At 47.5% G+C, this 17,642-nt stretch carries 12 protein-coding genes; 6 read left to right on the forward strand and 6 right to left on the reverse strand.

Annotated features, from left to right (window positions below):
- The first annotated feature begins 10 nt into the window (after positions 1–10).
- The 3 genes from AC1XTG_RS17520 (at position 11) to ppk1 (ending at position 6,330) form a co-directional block, all read left to right on the forward strand.
- Complete coding sequence (locus AC1XTG_RS17520; RefSeq protein ID WP_484842826.1) at positions 11–1,708, forward strand: hypothetical protein; 1,698 nt, start codon at positions 11–13, stop codon at positions 1,706–1,708.
- A gap of 197 nt (positions 1,709–1,905) precedes the next feature.
- A complete protein-coding gene (gene gyrB / locus AC1XTG_RS17525) occupies positions 1,906–3,861 on the forward strand; it encodes a DNA topoisomerase (ATP-hydrolyzing) subunit B (protein ID WP_056281359.1) in 1,956 nt (651 codons plus the stop codon).
- A gap of 162 nt (positions 3,862–4,023) precedes the next feature.
- Positions 4,024–6,330, forward strand: a complete 2,307-nt coding sequence (ppk1, locus tag AC1XTG_RS17530) for a polyphosphate kinase 1 (protein WP_484842827.1) — start codon at positions 4,024–4,026, stop codon at positions 6,328–6,330.
- Here the strand turns inward: ppk1 and AC1XTG_RS17535 are convergent, their stop codons facing one another.
- The 3 genes from AC1XTG_RS17535 to AC1XTG_RS17545 are packed head-to-tail and all read right to left on the reverse strand — an operon-like array spanning position 6,331 to position 10,833.
- Positions 6,331–8,805: a bifunctional UDP-N-acetylmuramoyl-tripeptide:D-alanyl-D-alanine ligase/alanine racemase gene (locus tag AC1XTG_RS17535; RefSeq protein ID WP_484842828.1), complete on the reverse strand. Its 2,475-nt coding sequence runs from the start codon at positions 8,803–8,805 to the stop codon at positions 6,331–6,333.
- A gap of 36 nt (positions 8,806–8,841) precedes the next feature.
- On the reverse strand, positions 8,842–9,972 hold the full coding sequence (gene corA, locus AC1XTG_RS17540) for a magnesium/cobalt transporter CorA (RefSeq protein WP_484842829.1): 1,131 nt from the start codon (positions 9,970–9,972) through the stop codon (positions 8,842–8,844).
- A gap of 6 nt (positions 9,973–9,978) precedes the next feature.
- Positions 9,979–10,833, reverse strand: coding sequence for a universal stress protein (locus tag AC1XTG_RS17545; protein WP_484842830.1), 855 nt, complete (start codon positions 10,831–10,833; stop codon positions 9,979–9,981).
- Between the two features lie 431 nt (positions 10,834–11,264).
- On the opposite strand from AC1XTG_RS17545, the gene AC1XTG_RS17550 reads away from it, so the two are divergent.
- Both AC1XTG_RS17550 and AC1XTG_RS17555 read left to right on the forward strand, forming a co-directional pair.
- Entirely contained in the window at positions 11,265–12,665 is a 1,401-nt protein-coding gene (locus tag AC1XTG_RS17550; RefSeq protein ID WP_484842831.1) for a dicarboxylate/amino acid:cation symporter, read from the forward strand.
- Positions 12,666–12,693: 28 nt separating this feature from the next.
- On the forward strand, positions 12,694–13,050 hold the full coding sequence (locus AC1XTG_RS17555) for an ArsC family reductase (RefSeq protein ID WP_484842832.1): 357 nt from the start codon (positions 12,694–12,696) through the stop codon (positions 13,048–13,050).
- Here the strand turns inward: AC1XTG_RS17555 and AC1XTG_RS17560 are convergent.
- Complete coding sequence (locus AC1XTG_RS17560) at positions 13,047–14,267, reverse strand: THUMP-like domain-containing protein (RefSeq protein ID WP_484842833.1); 1,221 nt, start codon at positions 14,265–14,267, stop codon at positions 13,047–13,049. The genes AC1XTG_RS17555 and AC1XTG_RS17560 overlap by 4 nt on opposite strands.
- Before the next feature lie 137 nt (positions 14,268–14,404).
- On the opposite strand from AC1XTG_RS17560, the gene acs reads away from it, so the two are divergent.
- Complete coding sequence (acs, locus tag AC1XTG_RS17565; protein ID WP_484842834.1) at positions 14,405–16,294, forward strand: acetate--CoA ligase; 1,890 nt, start codon at positions 14,405–14,407, stop codon at positions 16,292–16,294.
- 603 nt (positions 16,295–16,897) lie between these two features.
- On the opposite strand, the gene AC1XTG_RS17570 is transcribed toward acs, so the two are convergent.
- Both AC1XTG_RS17570 and AC1XTG_RS17575 read right to left on the reverse strand, forming a co-directional pair.
- On the reverse strand, positions 16,898–17,056 hold the full coding sequence (locus AC1XTG_RS17570; protein ID WP_082489089.1) for a FeoB-associated Cys-rich membrane protein: 159 nt from the start codon (positions 17,054–17,056) through the stop codon (positions 16,898–16,900).
- A 17-nt stretch (positions 17,057–17,073) separates the two neighbouring features.
- Positions 17,074–17,604 (reverse strand): YfiT family bacillithiol transferase, encoded by a 531-nt coding sequence (locus AC1XTG_RS17575; protein WP_056281375.1) that lies wholly within the window; start codon positions 17,602–17,604, stop codon positions 17,074–17,076.
- Between the last annotated feature and the right edge of the window lie 38 nt (positions 17,605–17,642).

Below are 17,642 nucleotides of genomic sequence, written 5' to 3' on the forward strand. Positions count from 1 at the left end.
AATTAAACTTATGCAGCGATTTTTGGCGGGCATTGTTATAATCCTTGTTGCCCTGATCTACTTCGTTTACAACTTTTACTACTCCGTTAATTTTCCATATCAGGATGATTATCTCCTTATCCAGTTTATAGAAACGATTTCCCAGGGCGGATCGGGTGTTTCAGGAGTTATCAAGGAGCTTTTCAAGACCTTTAACGATCACAAGGCGGCGGTACCGCGGTTTGTGTCGCTGGTTAACTATCATTTGACGGGTTACCTGGATTACCGGGCTTACATTGTGATCGTTTCGGTCAACGTCTGTTACATCTTCGGCTTTCTATACCTTCAATTCCGGAAGCTGAATCTGCCGCTCTGGTACTTTCTGCCAGCTGCTTTCCTGTTTTTTCAGCCACTGTATCACGAGATCTCAAACTGGGCGCTAACCGGATTGCAGCATTCTTTCCTGACTGCATTCACAGTTACGGCGATTATGCTCGTTTCCCGACGCACCAGCGGCGCATTCCTCGGAGCGATGTTCTGCTGCTTTCTGGCCACATTTACGCATGGTAACGGGATACTTTCTTTCCCGGCGATCATTTTTTTCTTTCTGTGCATTAAGGATTTCAGAGGCGCCATCATGACAGCTCTGTTTATGATCGGTTGTTTTTTGATTTACATTATTGGCTACGAGTCGGGGCAGGCTGGCAAGCTTCCCACCAGCGTGATCAGCTTCCTTTCTTCGCTGTTTGGTTTTGTGGGTTCAAGTATGTCGCTCTGGTCGGCTCCGGTGCTTTGGTCCGCCGTCTGGGGGATTGTGATCGTCGCCTTCGTTGCCTTTATCGTGACCAAAATCGCGCAGACGTACTACGGCAAGCCGATGGTTATCAAGCCGGGTACTGTGGAGCTGATTTCTCTTTTTGCATTCATCTTCATCACGAGCTTTGTGGTAGCCTTGTTCAGGTCCTGGGCGGGCAGCACGATCGCGAGCCGCTTCCAGATTTATGCCTCGCTGGCCACGGTTATTTTTTACCTGTTGCTGCTCAGCTACACCTCATTTTTCCGCCGCATGCGGGTTGTTTCCATACTGATCGGATTAAGTGTGTTCTACTGGATTTATTCCTATTACAAATTCACGGAGATGATCGCCGCTCAGAAGACGGTTTACCTCGCAGATGTTTACAATTGGAAAACCAACCATAATATGTTTTCTGTTGAAAAGTCGATTCTCCGGAATGCCGACTTTTACCTTACGCCAGCTTATCAGAAAGGTTTTTTCAGGATTCCAAGGCCTGTTGTTGAAAAGGCGCAGCTGGATTCGATGTTTGCTGCACAGCCTTTGGCCACGGCGGATCACGGCATGTATGTGGAGGAATGGAAGGTAGACAGACTGAGCCGAGACACTACGGAGTTGCTCACATTCTACTTCGTTTCCAGCGTTGTAGCGCCGGAGCGGAAAGGGTTTACCGGTAACCGGTTCATGGTTTTAAAGGATCGTACCCACGGACAGGTCCACCTGGTGAGTGCCAATCCCAAAGTGGAGGCAAGAAGGGAGATATTAACCTCAGGAAACTACTATAAACCGGGCTTCAATGTGCTTTTCCGGATTGACGATCTGGCGCCGGGGAACTATGACCTGGGTATTCTGGATGTTAGTGATAAACACGAAAAAACGTTTTACCGGCTAGACAAAGCGCTTCTTGTCACCACCAGCAGCATTGCCTTGCAATAGCTGCAAAATACCTTTCTTCCGCATTATTTTACCGTTGGATTAACCAATCCGAATATTGGTTAATTAATATTTCCACTTGCTTCCTCCCGTCGCAACAAATCGTTCCCCAAGGCTGGATTCCTCCGAAAAAAAACGTATCTTTACATGCTTAAAAAGCCTGAAAATGGTTCTTTTTATCCAAGTGAAAAACAAACTATATGTCAAACGAAACAGTGCTTGAAGTAAACAGTTATTCAGCTGAAAATATCCAGGTTTTAGAAGGTTTAGAAGCCGTCCGCAAACGTCCGGCGATGTATATCGGTGACACTGGTTTTAAGGGAGTTCACCATTTGATTTGGGAGGTTGTTGATAATTCCATTGATGAGGCAATGGCCGGCTATTGCGACACCATCAATGTTACAATAGAAAAGAATAATTCTATTACAGTACAGGATAACGGTAGGGGTATCCCTACGGGAATGCACCCCAAAGAGAAGCGGTCTGCACTTGAAGTAGTACTGACTGTGCTCCACGCCGGTGGTAAATTTGATAAAGACACATACAAGGTTTCGGGAGGTTTGCACGGGGTAGGGGTTTCCTGCGTAAATGCACTTTCTATACATCTCCGCGCGGAGGTTCACCGCGAGGGAAAAATATTCGAGCAGGAGTTCAGTGAAGGCAAGCCGCTTTATGCTACAAGGGTAATCGGTGAGTCTGAAAAGACAGGGACATTCATCCATTTCCTTCCTGACTCAACCATTTTTACAGTAACTGAATTTAAATACGAAACCGTAGCAACCCGTTTGCGCGAACTTTCGTACCTGAATAAAGGAATACGCATTACCCTGGAAGACAAAAGGGAAGAGGATGAAGAAGGCAAGTTCCGCGGCGAAGAGTTTTACTCAGAAGTAGGTTTGAACGAATTCGTTACCTACCTCGATGCCACAAGACAGCCGCTTATCCCGCAGCCGATCCACATGGAAAGCGACAAAGGCGCGATTCCCGTGGAAGTGGCGATGATGTACAATACGTCGTACAGCGAGAATGTGTTTTCTTATGTGAACAATATCAATACCATTGAAGGTGGAACGCACGTTTCCGGTTTCCGGGCTGCATTGACCCGTACACTGAAAAACTACGCGGAGAAGTCGGGTATTCTTGCAAAAGAAAAAGTGGAGATCAGCGGGGACGATTTTCGCGAAGGTTTGACAGCTGTGATCTCCATTAAAGTGCAAGAGCCGCAGTTTGAAGGTCAGACCAAAACCAAGCTGGGTAACTCGGAAGTAACAGGGGCAGTAAGCCAGGTAGTGGCGGAAATGCTTGATACCTATCTGGATGAGCACCCGAAAGAAGCCCGTGTGATCATTGATAAGGTGATCCTGGCTGCCAAAGCACGTATTGCCGCGAAAAAGGCGCGTGAGATGGTGCAGCGGAAAAACGTGCTCACAGGTACCGGACTTCCAGGCAAGCTTTCTGACTGCTCGGAAACCGACCCTAACGTTTGCGAACTATACCTGGTCGAAGGGGACTCGGCGGGTGGAACTGCCAAGCAGGGCCGTAACCGCGCTTACCAGGCGATATTACCGTTGCGTGGTAAAATCCTGAACGTTGAAAAAGCACAGGAATACCGCATTTACGAAAATGAAGAGATCAAGAACATGTTCACTGCGATGGGCGTGCAGATCGGAAAGGATGGAGACGAAAGGGCGTTGAACATCGATAAGCTGAGGTACCACAAAATTGTGATTATGACCGATGCGGATATTGACGGAAGCCACATTCGCACGCTGATCCTGACGTTCTTTTTTAGGTATATGAAAATCCTGATCGATCACGGGTACATCTACATTGCCCAGCCGCCGCTTTACCTCGTGAAAAAAGGACGTGAAGAACGTTACTGCTGGACAGAATTACAAAGAGAAGAAGCGATCAGAGAAATAGGCGGAGGGAAAGAAGATTCCGTGAACGTGCAGCGATACAAAGGTTTGGGAGAAATGAATGCGGAGCAGCTCTGGGAAACAACAATGAACCCTGACAAGAGAAGCTTGAAACAGGTTTCTGTTGAATCAGCAGCAGAAGCCGACCATTTGTTCTCCATGCTCATGGGTGATGAAGTAGCCCCGAGGCGCGATTTTATTGAGAAAAATGCAAAATATGCACGAGTTGACGTATAGCCGCTGATTCACATCGAATCAATCGAAACGGATGGTTGTCACTGGCAGTCATCCGTTTCTTTTTGAGCCAAAATTTAACAGAAACTTCATCGACCCGAAAACAATAGATTATTTACATTCGTTGAAATTTTAGCAGGTTTCCTACAACACATTAGATTAGTTATGCCCGATTCGAGTAACCATACATATAACAGTGAAAAAAAAGGTAAGTTGACAAACTTGTTAGCATTCTTTAAGAGCTCCAAAGAACCCGTTCCTTCGGAAGAAAGCAAGGCGATCACCCTGTCGGAGAAAGCTACTACCCAGGTGCAGCAAAGCGATATGATCAGTCGCGACCTGAGCTGGCTGAAATTCAACGACCGGGTACTCGATCAGGCGCTGGATGAAAGCAGGAACCTGTTCGACCGCCTTAAATTCCTGGCGATCACATCTTCCAATCTCGACGAGTTCTTCACGATCCGGGTAGGTAGCCTTTACAATTACCTGGACTTCGGAAAAGAGCGGCTTGATTATTCCGGCTTGCGCGAAATTCCTTTCCGGAAGGTGATGATGCGCGATATACACGATTTCGTGCGCAGGCAGAATGAATGTTATACCAACCAGTTGAAACCCCTTTTCTCTCGACACGGTTTCCGCATCGTCGACCTGGAAGAAACCACGGATGAGGAGAAGAATGCAGTGGAAGAGTATTTCGAACGCACCGTTTACCCGATGCTGACACCGATGCTCTTCGATTATACCCACGCGTTTCCGGTTTTGCTTGCCAAAGTACTGGTACTCGGCGTGATCACGCAGGTAAAAGGAACTACTTCCGAGGAGGACAGGAAACTTTCCTTTGTGCAGCTTCCATTGAACCTGCCGCGATTTTACGTCATTGAACGTGAGGATGAGCTGTTGTTTATACCCATTGAAAACATCGTCAGAAAGCACATTAACAAGCTTTACCGGAATGTAGATATCGCCTCGACGAACCTGTTCCGCATTATCCGTAACGGTGATTTTACATTGGAGGAGAGCGATGATATCGAAGCAGACTTTATCGACGAGATCAGGCAGAAGATCAAAAGCCGGAGACTGGGGCGTGTGGTGCAGGTTTCCGTTGAGCCGGGTATTAACCCTGATTTGCTTAACTTGATCAAAAAACGCTGGGAGATTGACGACTACAATGTATTTCCAACCGAAGGTCTGATCGACTACACGGCATTCTGGAATATTATCAAACATCCGGAATTTAAAGACCAGATACCACCGATCCACCCGCCTGTGCCGCCACTGGGGCTGGACAGGGACCGTATTCCCGACATTTTTGAAACCATGCGGGAGCGGGATATCCTTTTACATCACCCTTACAACAACTTTGAGCCTGTATTGCAGCTGCTCGAACAAGCCGCAGAGGACCCGAAGGTATTGTCTATCAAGCTGACTATTTACCGGCTTGCGAAGAATTCACGTGTTACCGAAGCGCTTTTACATGCAGCGGAAAACGGCAAGCACGTAGCAGTATTGTTTGAGGTCAAAGCGCGCTTTGACGAAGAAAATAACATTCGCGAAGCGCAAAGGCTGCAAAAGGCAGGCTGCTTTGTGATTTATGGAATCGGGTTGCTAAAAACGCATACAAAATTGCTGCTGATCGTCAGAAATGAAGGTAATAGGGTATTACGATATGCGCATTTGTCGAGCGGGAATTACAATGAGGATACATCAAGATTGTATACAGATACCGGGCTGCTAACTTCCAATGAAGAATACACGCACGATATTTCCGAGTTTTTCAATGTAATTACGGGGCATTCTATTCCAACAGAATACCAGAACCTGATCACTGCGCCGAGGTATATGCGTGCCAAACTGATCGAATTGATCCAGCAGGAAGCAGAAAATGCGAGGGCAGGATTGAAAAGTGGTATCTGCATTAAGATCAACTCACTCGAAGACAGGGATACAATTCTTGAATTGTATAAAGCTTCCGAAGCAGGTGTGCCAATCCGCCTGATTGTAAGGGGCATGTGCTGCTTGCGGCCGAAACGGAAGGGATTAAGTGAAAATATAACTGTCAGATCACTGGTAGGCGATTTCCTTGAACACTCGCGGATCTTTTACTTCCACCAGAATGGAAACCCGCTGGTGTACGGTGGCAGTGCCGATGCCATGGTCAGGAGCTTCGACAAACGCATTGAGTCGCTTTTCAAGCTGGTCGACCCACGTGTGCGGCAGCAGGCGATCCACATTCTTTATTACAGCTTGCAGGATAATGTAAATGCGTACGAACTGCAGGAAGACGGATCGTATGTCAAATGCGAGATTGAAGAAGGCGTAGCGCCGCTGAATGTGCACGAAGCTTTTTACGACGTCAAGCTAGACGAAGTAATGGCGACGCACTTGTTTGAAGAGGAAGACAGAAAGGCAGAAGCTGCGCTGCTCACGCCGGCTGAGCCCGAAATACAAGCCCAGGCCGGCAGCGAAGAATAGTTACTCTTTAAAAAATACCCGTTTTACACGATCTCCTATGCCAGTCAGAATTTCATAGGGGATCGTGTTTATTTTTTTGGCAAGATCAATAATAGGTACCTGTCTGCCGAATACGATCACTTCGTCGCCTTCTTCGGCATTTGCCTCGGTCACGTCGACCATGGTCATATCCATACAGATATTCCCGATCGTTGGGCAAAGCGTCCCGTTCACCCAAACCTGCCCGACACCATTCCCAAGCCCCCGGTCGTACCCGTCGGCGTAACCGATCGCCAGGGTAGCAATTGCCGAATCGTGCCTGATCTGACCTTTTCTGCTGTAACCCACCGTTTCGCCGGTTGTCAGGTATTTGATCTGTGAAATGACGGTTTTGAGGGTGCCGCTATGTTGCAACGCACTTTGCTCCTGACCTGTTGCTTCAACCCCGTACAGCCCGATTCCGAGCCTGACCATATCCAGCCTGTATTCAGGAAAGCGGACAATGCCGGCAGAGTTCAGAATGTGTTTCAATACATTGTAGCCGAGTGTATTTTCAAGTAAGGAGGCGCCTTCGATAAATTGGGCATATTGCTGTTTTGAAAATTCATTATGCACACCTTCGTCGGCACCGACGAGGTGTGAGAAAATGCTCGCTACTTTTATTTCAGGATGTTCTCCCAATTTTTCCATCAGCCAGTCAAGATCGTCGGCAACAAAGCCGAGCCGGTGCATTCCGGTATCGAGTTTTAAATGGATAGGAGGTGTGTAAGAGCCTGCGGGCAATTTTTCAATGTAGGCGATCCAGTCTGTCAGTACGCGGCGACTATATATTTCGGGTTCAAGCCTGTGCTGCAGTAGCAAATCGAATGTGGGCGTGGCCGGGCTCATCACCATAATAGGCAGGTTGATCCCGTTTTCACGCAAAACAACACCTTCATCTGCATATGCTACTCCCAGATAATCAACCCTGTGATATTGTAAAAGTGCGGCTACTTCGGCGCTGCCGCTTCCATAGGCAAAAGCTTTTACCATCGCCATAATCTTGGTTTCCTTTCCTGCTTTCGCGCGATAGTAGTTGAGGTTGTGTACCAATGCGTCCAGATTGATTTCCAGCACGGTACCATGCGCTTTTTGCTGTAAACGCTGCACGATCTTCTCAAAAGAGAATGGCCGTGCACCTTTTACAAGGATCAGGCTGTCGGTTAATGAGTCAAATGGAAATTCTTTCAGGAAAGCTTCCGTGGTATTGTAAAAAGACTGATTGGGAAAATCAAACAGCGCCGCCTGGCTGCTGATCTGCGGACCGATCGCAATCAGCTGATGGATATTTTTCTCTCTTAAAAGGCTGGCTACGGACCTGTAAAGTTCAGCCGGGGTCTGGCCTGTTTGTAAAAGATCTGAAATAATAACTGCCTTTTTCTGTCGCTGTTCCTGCTGTCCCAGGAAGTTGAGCGCCATTGCCAATCCCTGTATATCATTGTTGTAGGTATCATCGACCACATAATTGTGGTTGATGCCTTCTTTCAGCTCCAATCGCATGGATACCGGACGTAGCTGCCTGATTTTCTGCTGGACCTTATCAGCAGCAATGCCGAAGTCGAGCATAAATACAATGCAATGAACCAGGTTCTCAAGCGAAGCCTCGTCGCGGAATGCAGTTTCAAAAATGTGACTGCCTGGCGTACCCTGTAACCGGATCAGCGTTTTGTCAGACTGGACCTCAAAGGATACTTGTATATCAGCCCCGGAGCGGCTGCTGCCCCAGCTTACCGATTTCAGAAATGCATTGACCGGTTTCAGTATGAGCCTGATTTCTTCATCTATATCCGTGTAATCTTTTCTGTATATCAGCTTTCTGACCTTGGTGAAAAGGCGGAGCTTTTCTGTGATTTTCTGCTTGCGGCTCCTGAAACCATTGTCATGCGCAGAACCGATGTTTGTAAAAATACCGATTGTGGGCTGCATAACAGGTTGCAGGTACTCCATTTCATGAGCCTGCGAGATGCCCGATTCAAAAATCCCCAGTGTATGTTCATTGCTGATGTTCCACACAGAAAGCGGCACACCAATCTGCGAATTATAGCTTTTGGGGCTCGCTACAATCCGTTGCTCGGGAGATAAAAGCTGCACCAGCCACTCTTTCACAATCGTTTTTCCATTGCTGCCTGCAATCCCGATCACAGGAATATCGAACTTACTCCTTTTCTCCGAAACCAGTTTCTGCAATGCGCGGATCGAAGAAGGTACGATCCAGATTTTAGCGTCAGTCCAGGCGGCAATCTTCGCGCGCAGCTGTTCGGGGAGCTGTGCATCTTCAAGCACAAATTCCCGCACGCCCATTTCGTACAGCTCAGGGACAAATTGATGCCCGTCGTGACGCTCGCCTTTGATCGCAAAAAATATACTTTGTTCCGGAAAAGATACCTGGCGGCTGTCAGTAAGAATGTAAGCGGCTGTGGTTGAGATAGGTTGAGAGATCGTCGGAGTAAAGCTCATTCCAATGCATTTTTAAACGGCGTAAAGGTATCAAACCTACATCCATTTTTTGCTTTTGAAATAAAATATCAACCCTGTCGTGACTACCGCCATTAATCCCCAGACATAAAAATAGCCGTACCGCATTTTAAGCTCGGGCATGTATTCAAAGTTCATTCCGTAAACACCCACAATAAAGGTAAGGGGCATAAACACGGCTGAAAAAATGGTCAGGGTTTTCATAACCGAGTTCATCCTGTTGCTGATCGTCGACAGATGTACGTCGGCAAGGCTGGCTACCAATTCTCGGTAAGAATCGATGGTATCCAGGACCTGCATGACGTGGTCGTAAAGATCACGGTAGTAGGGAATTACGTCTTTGGAAATTTGTATATTATCTTCCCTGATCAGCTGATTGAGCATGTCGCGCAGCGGCCAGATCTGCCGCCGGGCGAGGGTAAGCTCGCGTTTGAGCGCGTAAAGTTGTTTGAGTGAAATATCTTCCGTTCCCCTGATCACCTGATCTTCAACAGTGTCCAGTTCGTCTCCCAGCTTTTCGAGTACAATGAAATAATTATCGACCACCACATCCATCAAGGCAAACAGCAGGTAATCAGGCCCATTCTTGCGGGTTTTACCCACTGACGCTTGCAGCCGCGCCAGTACCGGAAAGAAAATGTCGCTTTTTCGTTCTTCCTGAAACGATACCAGGTAATTGCTGCCCAATACAAAACTGACGTGCTCGGAAGAAATGCATATCGGCTGCTCGGATTCGATATGCAGCATCTTCAAAGTCAGGAATAGCTGTCCCGAGTCGTAGAGTTCAAGCTTGGGTTTGTGCTCTGTATTGACTACATCCTCCAACAACAGCGAATGGAGGTGATAAATGTTCCCCAGCTTCTGGATCAGCTCAATTTCATGAATTCCGTCCACATCCAGCCAGGTAACGATCGGTACGCCGGGTTCGGCAGGAAGACATTCTTTCAGAGCTTTGACAGCTTCGTCTTTGATCATCTTCTCATTATACTGAATCCGCCGCACCTTTGTTTTCAATGCGATTTCCGGACCTATATAAGTCAGCGTCCCCGGCGAAGTCAGCAGGTTACGGCGTTTGTACCGCTTCGTTTTTCTGATCAAAGGCGTAAGCTGATTGCTTTCAAGCCCCTGGATTGGTTCTTCCTTACTCAATGATTTTCAGGATTTAAGGTGAAAAACAAGCAGCGGTACGTGGGTATCGATTACCAGTTTTCTGGTTACACTCGGGTTAATCAGGAATTCTTCTATAAATGAACGCTCCCGCGCAGACATAATGAGCAGATCCGCGCCTGCTTCGTCGCAATATTCTTCAATCCCATCGAGTACGTGGTTTGCTTTTTTGTAAACAATCTGGTCATCAGCGATCGCGAATTCGGCCTTGAGCTCATTGATGTATTGATTGTCAGGCTGGATATTCGGTTGCGCGTCAGACTGGATTTTCAGTAATGTCAGCTGAGCGCCCAAATGATTGAGTAAAACAAAAACTTCCCTGAGAATGTCATTTTCATCATATTCAAACTGAGTGGCATATACGACTTTGCTGAACCTGGTCGGATTACTCTGCGGTGGTATCACAAGCACCGGACATTTGGATTGCAGCGCAATGTGTGTCGCCGAGCTTCCTATCAGCTTGTCAAAAAAGCCGCCGGTTCCGGTCCGTCCCACAATGACCATAGCAGGTTGATGTTCCTCAATGGCCTCTTCTACAACGGACTGCACACTTCCCAGCATCCACAATGCGCGTGCGTTATAGCCTTCGGCAACGAGGTTTTCAGCATATTGATCCAGCCTGTTCCGGTAATCATCTTCGAGGTCTGTGGTCATTGCCAGGAAATCCGCTCCGCCTACTCCGGGCAAAACACCGCCGGGCGTAAGGTTCACATCGGCGATGTAGGGCTGGTAAGCATGCATGATAAGCAGCTCGGTAGCTCCTTTTTCAGCAATGATCTTTGCGGCATTAAGGGCGTGCTCGGCGTTCTCGGAAAAATCAATCGGGATGAGTAGGCGGTTCATAAAATGACAGTTTGAGTTGGGAAAATGCAGTGCCCGAACATATTCAATTTAAGAACTGGATCAAAGGATTCAGGTCAGTTTTCATAATTTGGTAAGATAAAGCGGAATGCTGCCGGATGCTGCAAATTTCGTACTGTATGCAGAGGCATGTTAAATTTTTATGCCAAATTAGATCTGTAAAACTGCAACCTGAGACCAACCGGGTTTCTTCTTCCTTTATATATTTGCATTAATCCCAGCTTTTGTATTCTGTAAGAAACAGTTTTTTATTTTATTTTCCTGATCAAACCTGGTATAAACGATAGTAATGTTGAATTAAGGCTATAATTTAATTCTGTAAAACATTAGAAATGCAGATGCTTCATAGCTGGCCTTAAATTGATTTTTAATAAGTTTACTATCGCAAACCGATCTCCCACTTCAATCCTGATATGAAGAGCAAAATTACTTTAATCAACATTGCATTAGTTACAGTAGCGGCTATCGCCTCAGTGCTAAGCGCCTACGATATTGTTCCCCTTTCTGATACAGTCCTCATTTCCCTCCGCTGGCTAGCCTTGGCAAGTTTGATCGTTTATGCGATCATCAAAAAGAACCTGACCACCTCTATCCTGATCTCCATGCTGGTTGGGACGGAAATTGGCTATGATTTTCCAAAAATGGGAACAGAGCTGCATTTTCTGCGGCAGATATTCCTGCAAATGATCAAAACAGTCATCGCGCCGCTTCTTTTCGCTACCCTGGTGACAGGTATCGCCGGTCACTCTGATTTAAAACAGGTAGGCCGAATGGGCTGGAAGTCGCTTTTGTACTTTGAGGTAGTGACCACATTTGCATTGCTGATCGGGTTGTTTTTTGCAAACTGGTTTAAGCCAGGTGAAGGAATTATCCCGCCCGAAAGTCTCAATGCGACCTTACCGAAGGTGAGCGAACAAACCTGGCAGGATATCGTGCTGCATTCGTTCCCTGAAAACATCGCTAAGTCCATTTACCATGGCGAGGTTTTACAGATCGTGGTTTTCAGCGTATTGTTTGGTATAGCGCTTGCATTGCTGCCGGCGGCCAAGAAAGAGAAATTTGTGCACGGGGTTGAACTGCTGGCTGAGGTCATGTTTAAATTTACCAAAATCATTATGTACTTCGCGCCTATCGGTGTGGGAGCGGCCATTGCCGAAACAGTGGGGCACATGGGTATTGATGTTTTGAAAAACCTTGCATTGCTGCTTGCGACGCTGTATTGTGCCCTGATCGTTTTCATTCTGATCGTATTTATCCCTGTTGCCTTAATCGCGAGGATCCCGGTGATCAAGTTTGCCAAGAACATTTTCGAGCCTGTTTCCATTGCATTCGCTACCACCAGCTCCGAATCCGCATTGCCCAAAGCAATGGAAAAAATGGAGAAGTTTGGCGTGCCGCGGCAGATTGTATCGTTTGTAATGCCAACGGGTTACAGCTTCAATCTTGACGGATCTACCCTCTACCTCGCGCTCGCGACGGTGTTCGTGGCGCAGGCTACCGGCACCGAAATGTCGCTGGGACAGCAGCTCACAATGGTATTGCTGCTGATGCTCACCAGTAAGGGGGTTGCGGGTATTCCGCGTGCCACGCTCGTGATTCTGCTCGGCGCGATTGCTAATTTCGGAATGCCCGAGTGGCCGGTACTGCTGATTATGGGAATTGACGAATTAATGGATATGGGCCGCACATCGGTGAATGTGATTGGTAACTGTCTGGCCACCGCGGTAGTAGCACGCTGGGAAGGAGAGCTGGACGATGAGAAAATGCATAATTCCGACCTGATACCTGACGACGCTGCAATCCCGGGCGTTTAATCTAATATTCAGTTTTAACAAAAATTTCATGCTGACCGTTTATGGAATCCCCAATTGCGACACCATCAAGAAAACCCGCACCTGGCTGGATAAGAACAATGTAGCGTACACTTTTCACGATTACCGGAAAGACGGAATTTCGGAAGAGAAAATCAGCCAATGGGTTAAGGAGTTACCCTGGGATAAGGTTTTAAACAAAAGCTCTACCACCTGGAAAGAGTTGCCGGCTGAACAAAAAGCGGATGTAACAGGCGCGGAAGCTGCCGCTAAGATCCTGGCAGCCAACAGTTCCGCGATCAAGCGACCTTTAATTGAAGACAGTACCGGCAAGGCAATACTCGTTGGTTTTTCAGAAAAGGAATTTAGCGAGCGGTTCCTGAACTAGGTTTTTCGGGCTACGATTACCGTTTTGATATTATTGGAGAGGGTAGTGGCAAAAAGATAAAAGTCACCGCCCTCTTTAAGTTTCCACTTTTTCCTTAAATCTTCTGTTTTCGCCGGGAAGTTGCGCGTTGTGAGGTTTGCCTTACTCCCGCCGATAAACTTCGATATCTCCTTGATATCGGGTTTGCATTGCGCAACAATAGAGAATGCGCGTCCCGGGAAGTCGGTCACCAAAGTTTCCGAAGTGTACAGCTGACTATTTACCGCCAGCTTTTTTACCCCAAATTTTTCACAAACCATTTTGAATGCGCCGGCTTTCAAAACTGCTGCATGCGGCTCGTATAAAAAGGCAAGCGGCTGATCAAAGGCAGCTTCTGCATCCCTTTCTTTTTCCCTGTCAAAATCCAGGGCGTGCAATGTATTTCCTTGTTCGTCTACAATGCGCGCTTTTATGGTAAATGAAGGCTCCCGGTGATTTCTGTCCAGAATAAAGAGCAATTCCTTGCATTCACTTTCATAACCTACCACGTGCACTTCTTTCAGGTTTGTTAAAGCCCTGGCAGCAAGGTCGATGTCCAGCAAGGGAGAGGTTTTGATCAGGATATGAGGTGCCCGGTTCATCAGCAGTTCCTGATTTGCGGGGATATCGGGGGCGCAATCGGCCAGCTGCACTACTTTCTCCTTGTGCTCATTTCTCCGCGCCGGATCAGCATATATCCAGTCGGAATGAATGGGAGTAGCTGCCAGGGATTGGAGGGAATCTGCGTGGTGTACAATGATGTTTTTTGCATTTAAATGAAGGAAATTGACGCGCGCTGTGGAGGCAACCTGTTCCTGCATTTCGAAATAATGTACCTCGCTGAATTTTTCGCGCATGTAAAAACAATCTACGCCCATGCCGCCTGTGATGTCGGTCAGCCGCTCGCCGGAGACGATCGTCGCCTTGTACCTGGCAGTTGCCTGTGAGGAAGATTGTTCGACCGACAAGGCAGGCGGAAAGAGGAGCGCAGGATGGCGCGACCATTCCGGGAGCTTGCGCGCGGCCTTTTGTCTGGCCAGGATCTGCCCTGCCATTTTCTTGATATCCAATCCATTCGCCGGCCCCGGTTTCAGGATCAGCTCATTGATATCGCGGTGCAGGTTTTGTTGTATAAAATCAATCTCAGCCTGGCTTAAACCGGCTTCCTGATCGTCGGATCGGGTAATTGCCTCATTCATAACACTCTTGTACAAGCAGGTTTCCAGCCGTGAAAGTACACTTTTTTGGCTTTGCCTTTTCACATTGTACAATGGCGAATAAAATGATAACTTGTCGCCGCAATATCCTAATTTCCCTAAGTTAACCTTTAAAAATCATGAGAATTAAGACCTTTGAAGAGTATCAGGTTGCCTACAAACATAGCGTAGACGATCCCGAAGGTTTCTGGGCAGAGATAGCCCAACAATTTCAATGGCGTAAACCCTGGAAAAAAGTACTGAGCTGGGACTTCAAAGAGGCGAATGTGAAGTGGTTTGAAGGGGGGGCAATGAACATTACCGAGAATGCGCTTGACAGGCATTTGGAAACAAAGGGAGACCAGCCCGCTCTGATCTGGGAGCCTAACGATCCCGAAGATCGCGCCGTTTCGATCACCTACCGCATGCTTTACGACCGCGTTTGCCGCTTTGCCAATGTGTTGAAAAAACACGGTGTCAGGAAAGGTGACAGGGTTTGTATTTACCTGCCGATGGTTCCCGAGCTCACTGTGGCGGTACTTTCCTGCGCGAGAATCGGCGCGGTGCATTCAGTTGTTTTTGGCGGATTTTCAGCAAAATCCATTGCAGACAGGATCAATGATGCGCAATGCACCATGGTGATCACATCCGATGGCGCATTCCGCGGCTCGAAGGTGATTCCGATGAAAGATACTGTGGACGAGGCGCTTGTACAATGCAGCTCGGTAAAGAATGTAATTGTGATGACGCGTACCCGCACACCCGTTTCCATGCTGAAAGGCAGGGATATGTGGTGGGAAGAAGAAGTAAAGCACGTGGATTCAATCTGTCCGGCTGAACCAATGGATGCAGAGGATATGCTATTTATCCTTTATACTTCCGGCTCAACAGGTAAGCCCAAAGGGGTTGTGCATACTTGCGGAGGTTACATGATTTATACGACCTATACTTTTGCAAACGTATTCCAGTACGAACCCGGCGAAGTTCACTTCTGTACGGCAGATATCGGCTGGATTACCGGGCACAGCTACATTGTATATGGTCCGCTTTGCTATGGAGCCACTTCGGTTATTTTCGAAGGTGTGCCTACTTACCCCGATGCAAGCAGGCTGTGGAAAATCGTTGAAAAGCACAAAGTAAACATCCTGTATACTGCTCCTACCGCTATCCGCTCACTGATGAGCTTTGGTCTGGACTATGTAAAGGGGCATGATTTCTCTTCTCTGACAAAATTAGGCTCCGTAGGAGAGCCGATTAATGAAGAGGCGTGGCATTGGTTTAAAACCAATATCGGCGCAGATCATTGTCCGCTGGTGGATACCTGGTGGCAAACAGAAACAGGCGGTATCATGATTTCGCCGCTGGCTGGGATCACCCCGGAAAAACCAACTTATGCGACTTTGCCACTTCCCGGAATCCAGCCGGTGCTGGTGGACGAGAATGGTCAGGAGATCGAAGGTAATGATGTAAGTGGTAACCTTTGCGTCAAATTCCCATGGCCGGGCATTATCCGCACGACCTACGGCGACCACGAGCGTGCGAAGCAAACGTACTTTTCCACTTACCCTGGGATGTATTTCACCGGAGATGGTTGCTTGCGCGACGAAGACGGATATTACCGCATTACAGGCCGGGTTGATGATGTATTGAATGTGTCAGGTCACCGTATCGGCACTGCGGAAGTGGAGAACGCGATCAATATGCATTTGGGCGTGGTTGAATCGGCAGTAGTTGGTTATGCGCATGATATCAAAGGACAGGGGATTTATGCTTATGTAATTGCAGAGAACGAAGTGGACGATCCGGATATGTTCAGAAAGGACATAGCAGCCACAGTATCACGCATCATTGGCCCCATTGCTAAACCGGACAAAGTTCAGTTTGTAACGGGTCTCCCCAAAACCCGCTCGGGTAAAATCATGCGCCGCATTCTAAGAAAGATTTCGGAAGGTGACGTAAATAACCTTGGGGATACCTCCACGCTGCTTGATCCAGGCGTAGTAGAAGATATCAAAAAAGGTGCATTGTAGTTGTTGCGTTAATTTCAATAAGTGATAAACAGGAGCCCCGATTTCGGGGCTTTTGTCGTTTGTAGCGGTTTGGCGCAGCGATACCAGATAATTGCAGATTAGCGGCTTGGGTGCAGCATTATCGAGGTAATTGCAGGGTGGTGTTTTGGGTGCAGCATTATCCAGTAATTGAAGAGTAGCGGTTTGGGTGTAGCATTATCCAGGTAATTGAAGAGTATTAAAGTGGAAAAGCCACCAGTCCGCAGCCCCAGCGGGGCTCCCTGTTTATAGAAAAGCAATGCCATTTATATCAAGGGCTCCTGCGGAGCCTCCTGTTTTTCTCGCATTGGAATTGAGTAGGAGGCTCCGCGGGAGCCCCATTCTTTGGCGATGTTACATTTCTATAAACAGGAGGCTCCTCTGGAGCCCTGCGCTTTGACAATGTTATACTTCTATAAATAGGGGGCTCCTCTGGAGCCGAATTCAACTGGGAACTGTCCCTTTGCTATAAAAGGGGAGCCCCTCGGAGCCACATTACCCATTGAACGCTTTACAATCGGCGAATTTCAAAATCAAAAAAGGCCCTTGACGGGCCTTCTGTGTAACTTTAAGATATCTCAAATTTCACTTTAACTTAAATGCAGTCGCTTTATCTTCTGCACAGCCGCAGCCTTTGGCGCAGCCTCCTGCATTTCGTTTGTCAAACGATTTCCAGATCCGCCAACCGATATAGCCGGCTGCGGCGAGGAACAATAAGAGTATGATAACTTCTTGCGTTTGCATATACCTCAAACACTTACCTATTTCCAATTGTTCCTTAAAGCCAGCTGAAATGCATGCTGATAATGGTGCTCACTGTGCCAGGCGTAATTTGCAATCACTTCGTCCAGACGGAAGGTCCGGTTGGTTGCAGGATGTACATAAGTGCGTGCAAGATCTTTTTCGTCCATTGAATTGAGCAGTAAAACCCAGCGCAAATGCACGTAGCGAAGTAGCTGAATGGATAAATCTATCTGCGCCATTTTGGCGTCAGGTAACTCAGCCCAGAGTTGTTCTTCGTAAGGCTTTATCACGGGATTATCCTCGGTCATTGCCAGTCTGCAACGTGTATATGCATTGATGTGGCTGTCTGCAACGTGATGTACGAGCTGCCGCACTGTCCAGCCGCCAGGCCGGTAAGGTGTATTAAGCCTGTCATCTTCCCAGCTGCCCAGCAGGTTGATGAACTTCGAAGGCAATGCGCTGATAATTTGGATATTTGATTTTACCTCAGCCAGAGAGTAGCTCTCCTGAGCTTGAAACAGACCGATTGGGTAACGGAGGTTGTCCATTTTAATTTTGAATGATTTAATGACTGAATGAATGAGAG

It is taken from the genome of Dyadobacter sp. HNCC25DJ183 (genome assembly GCF_056895175.1).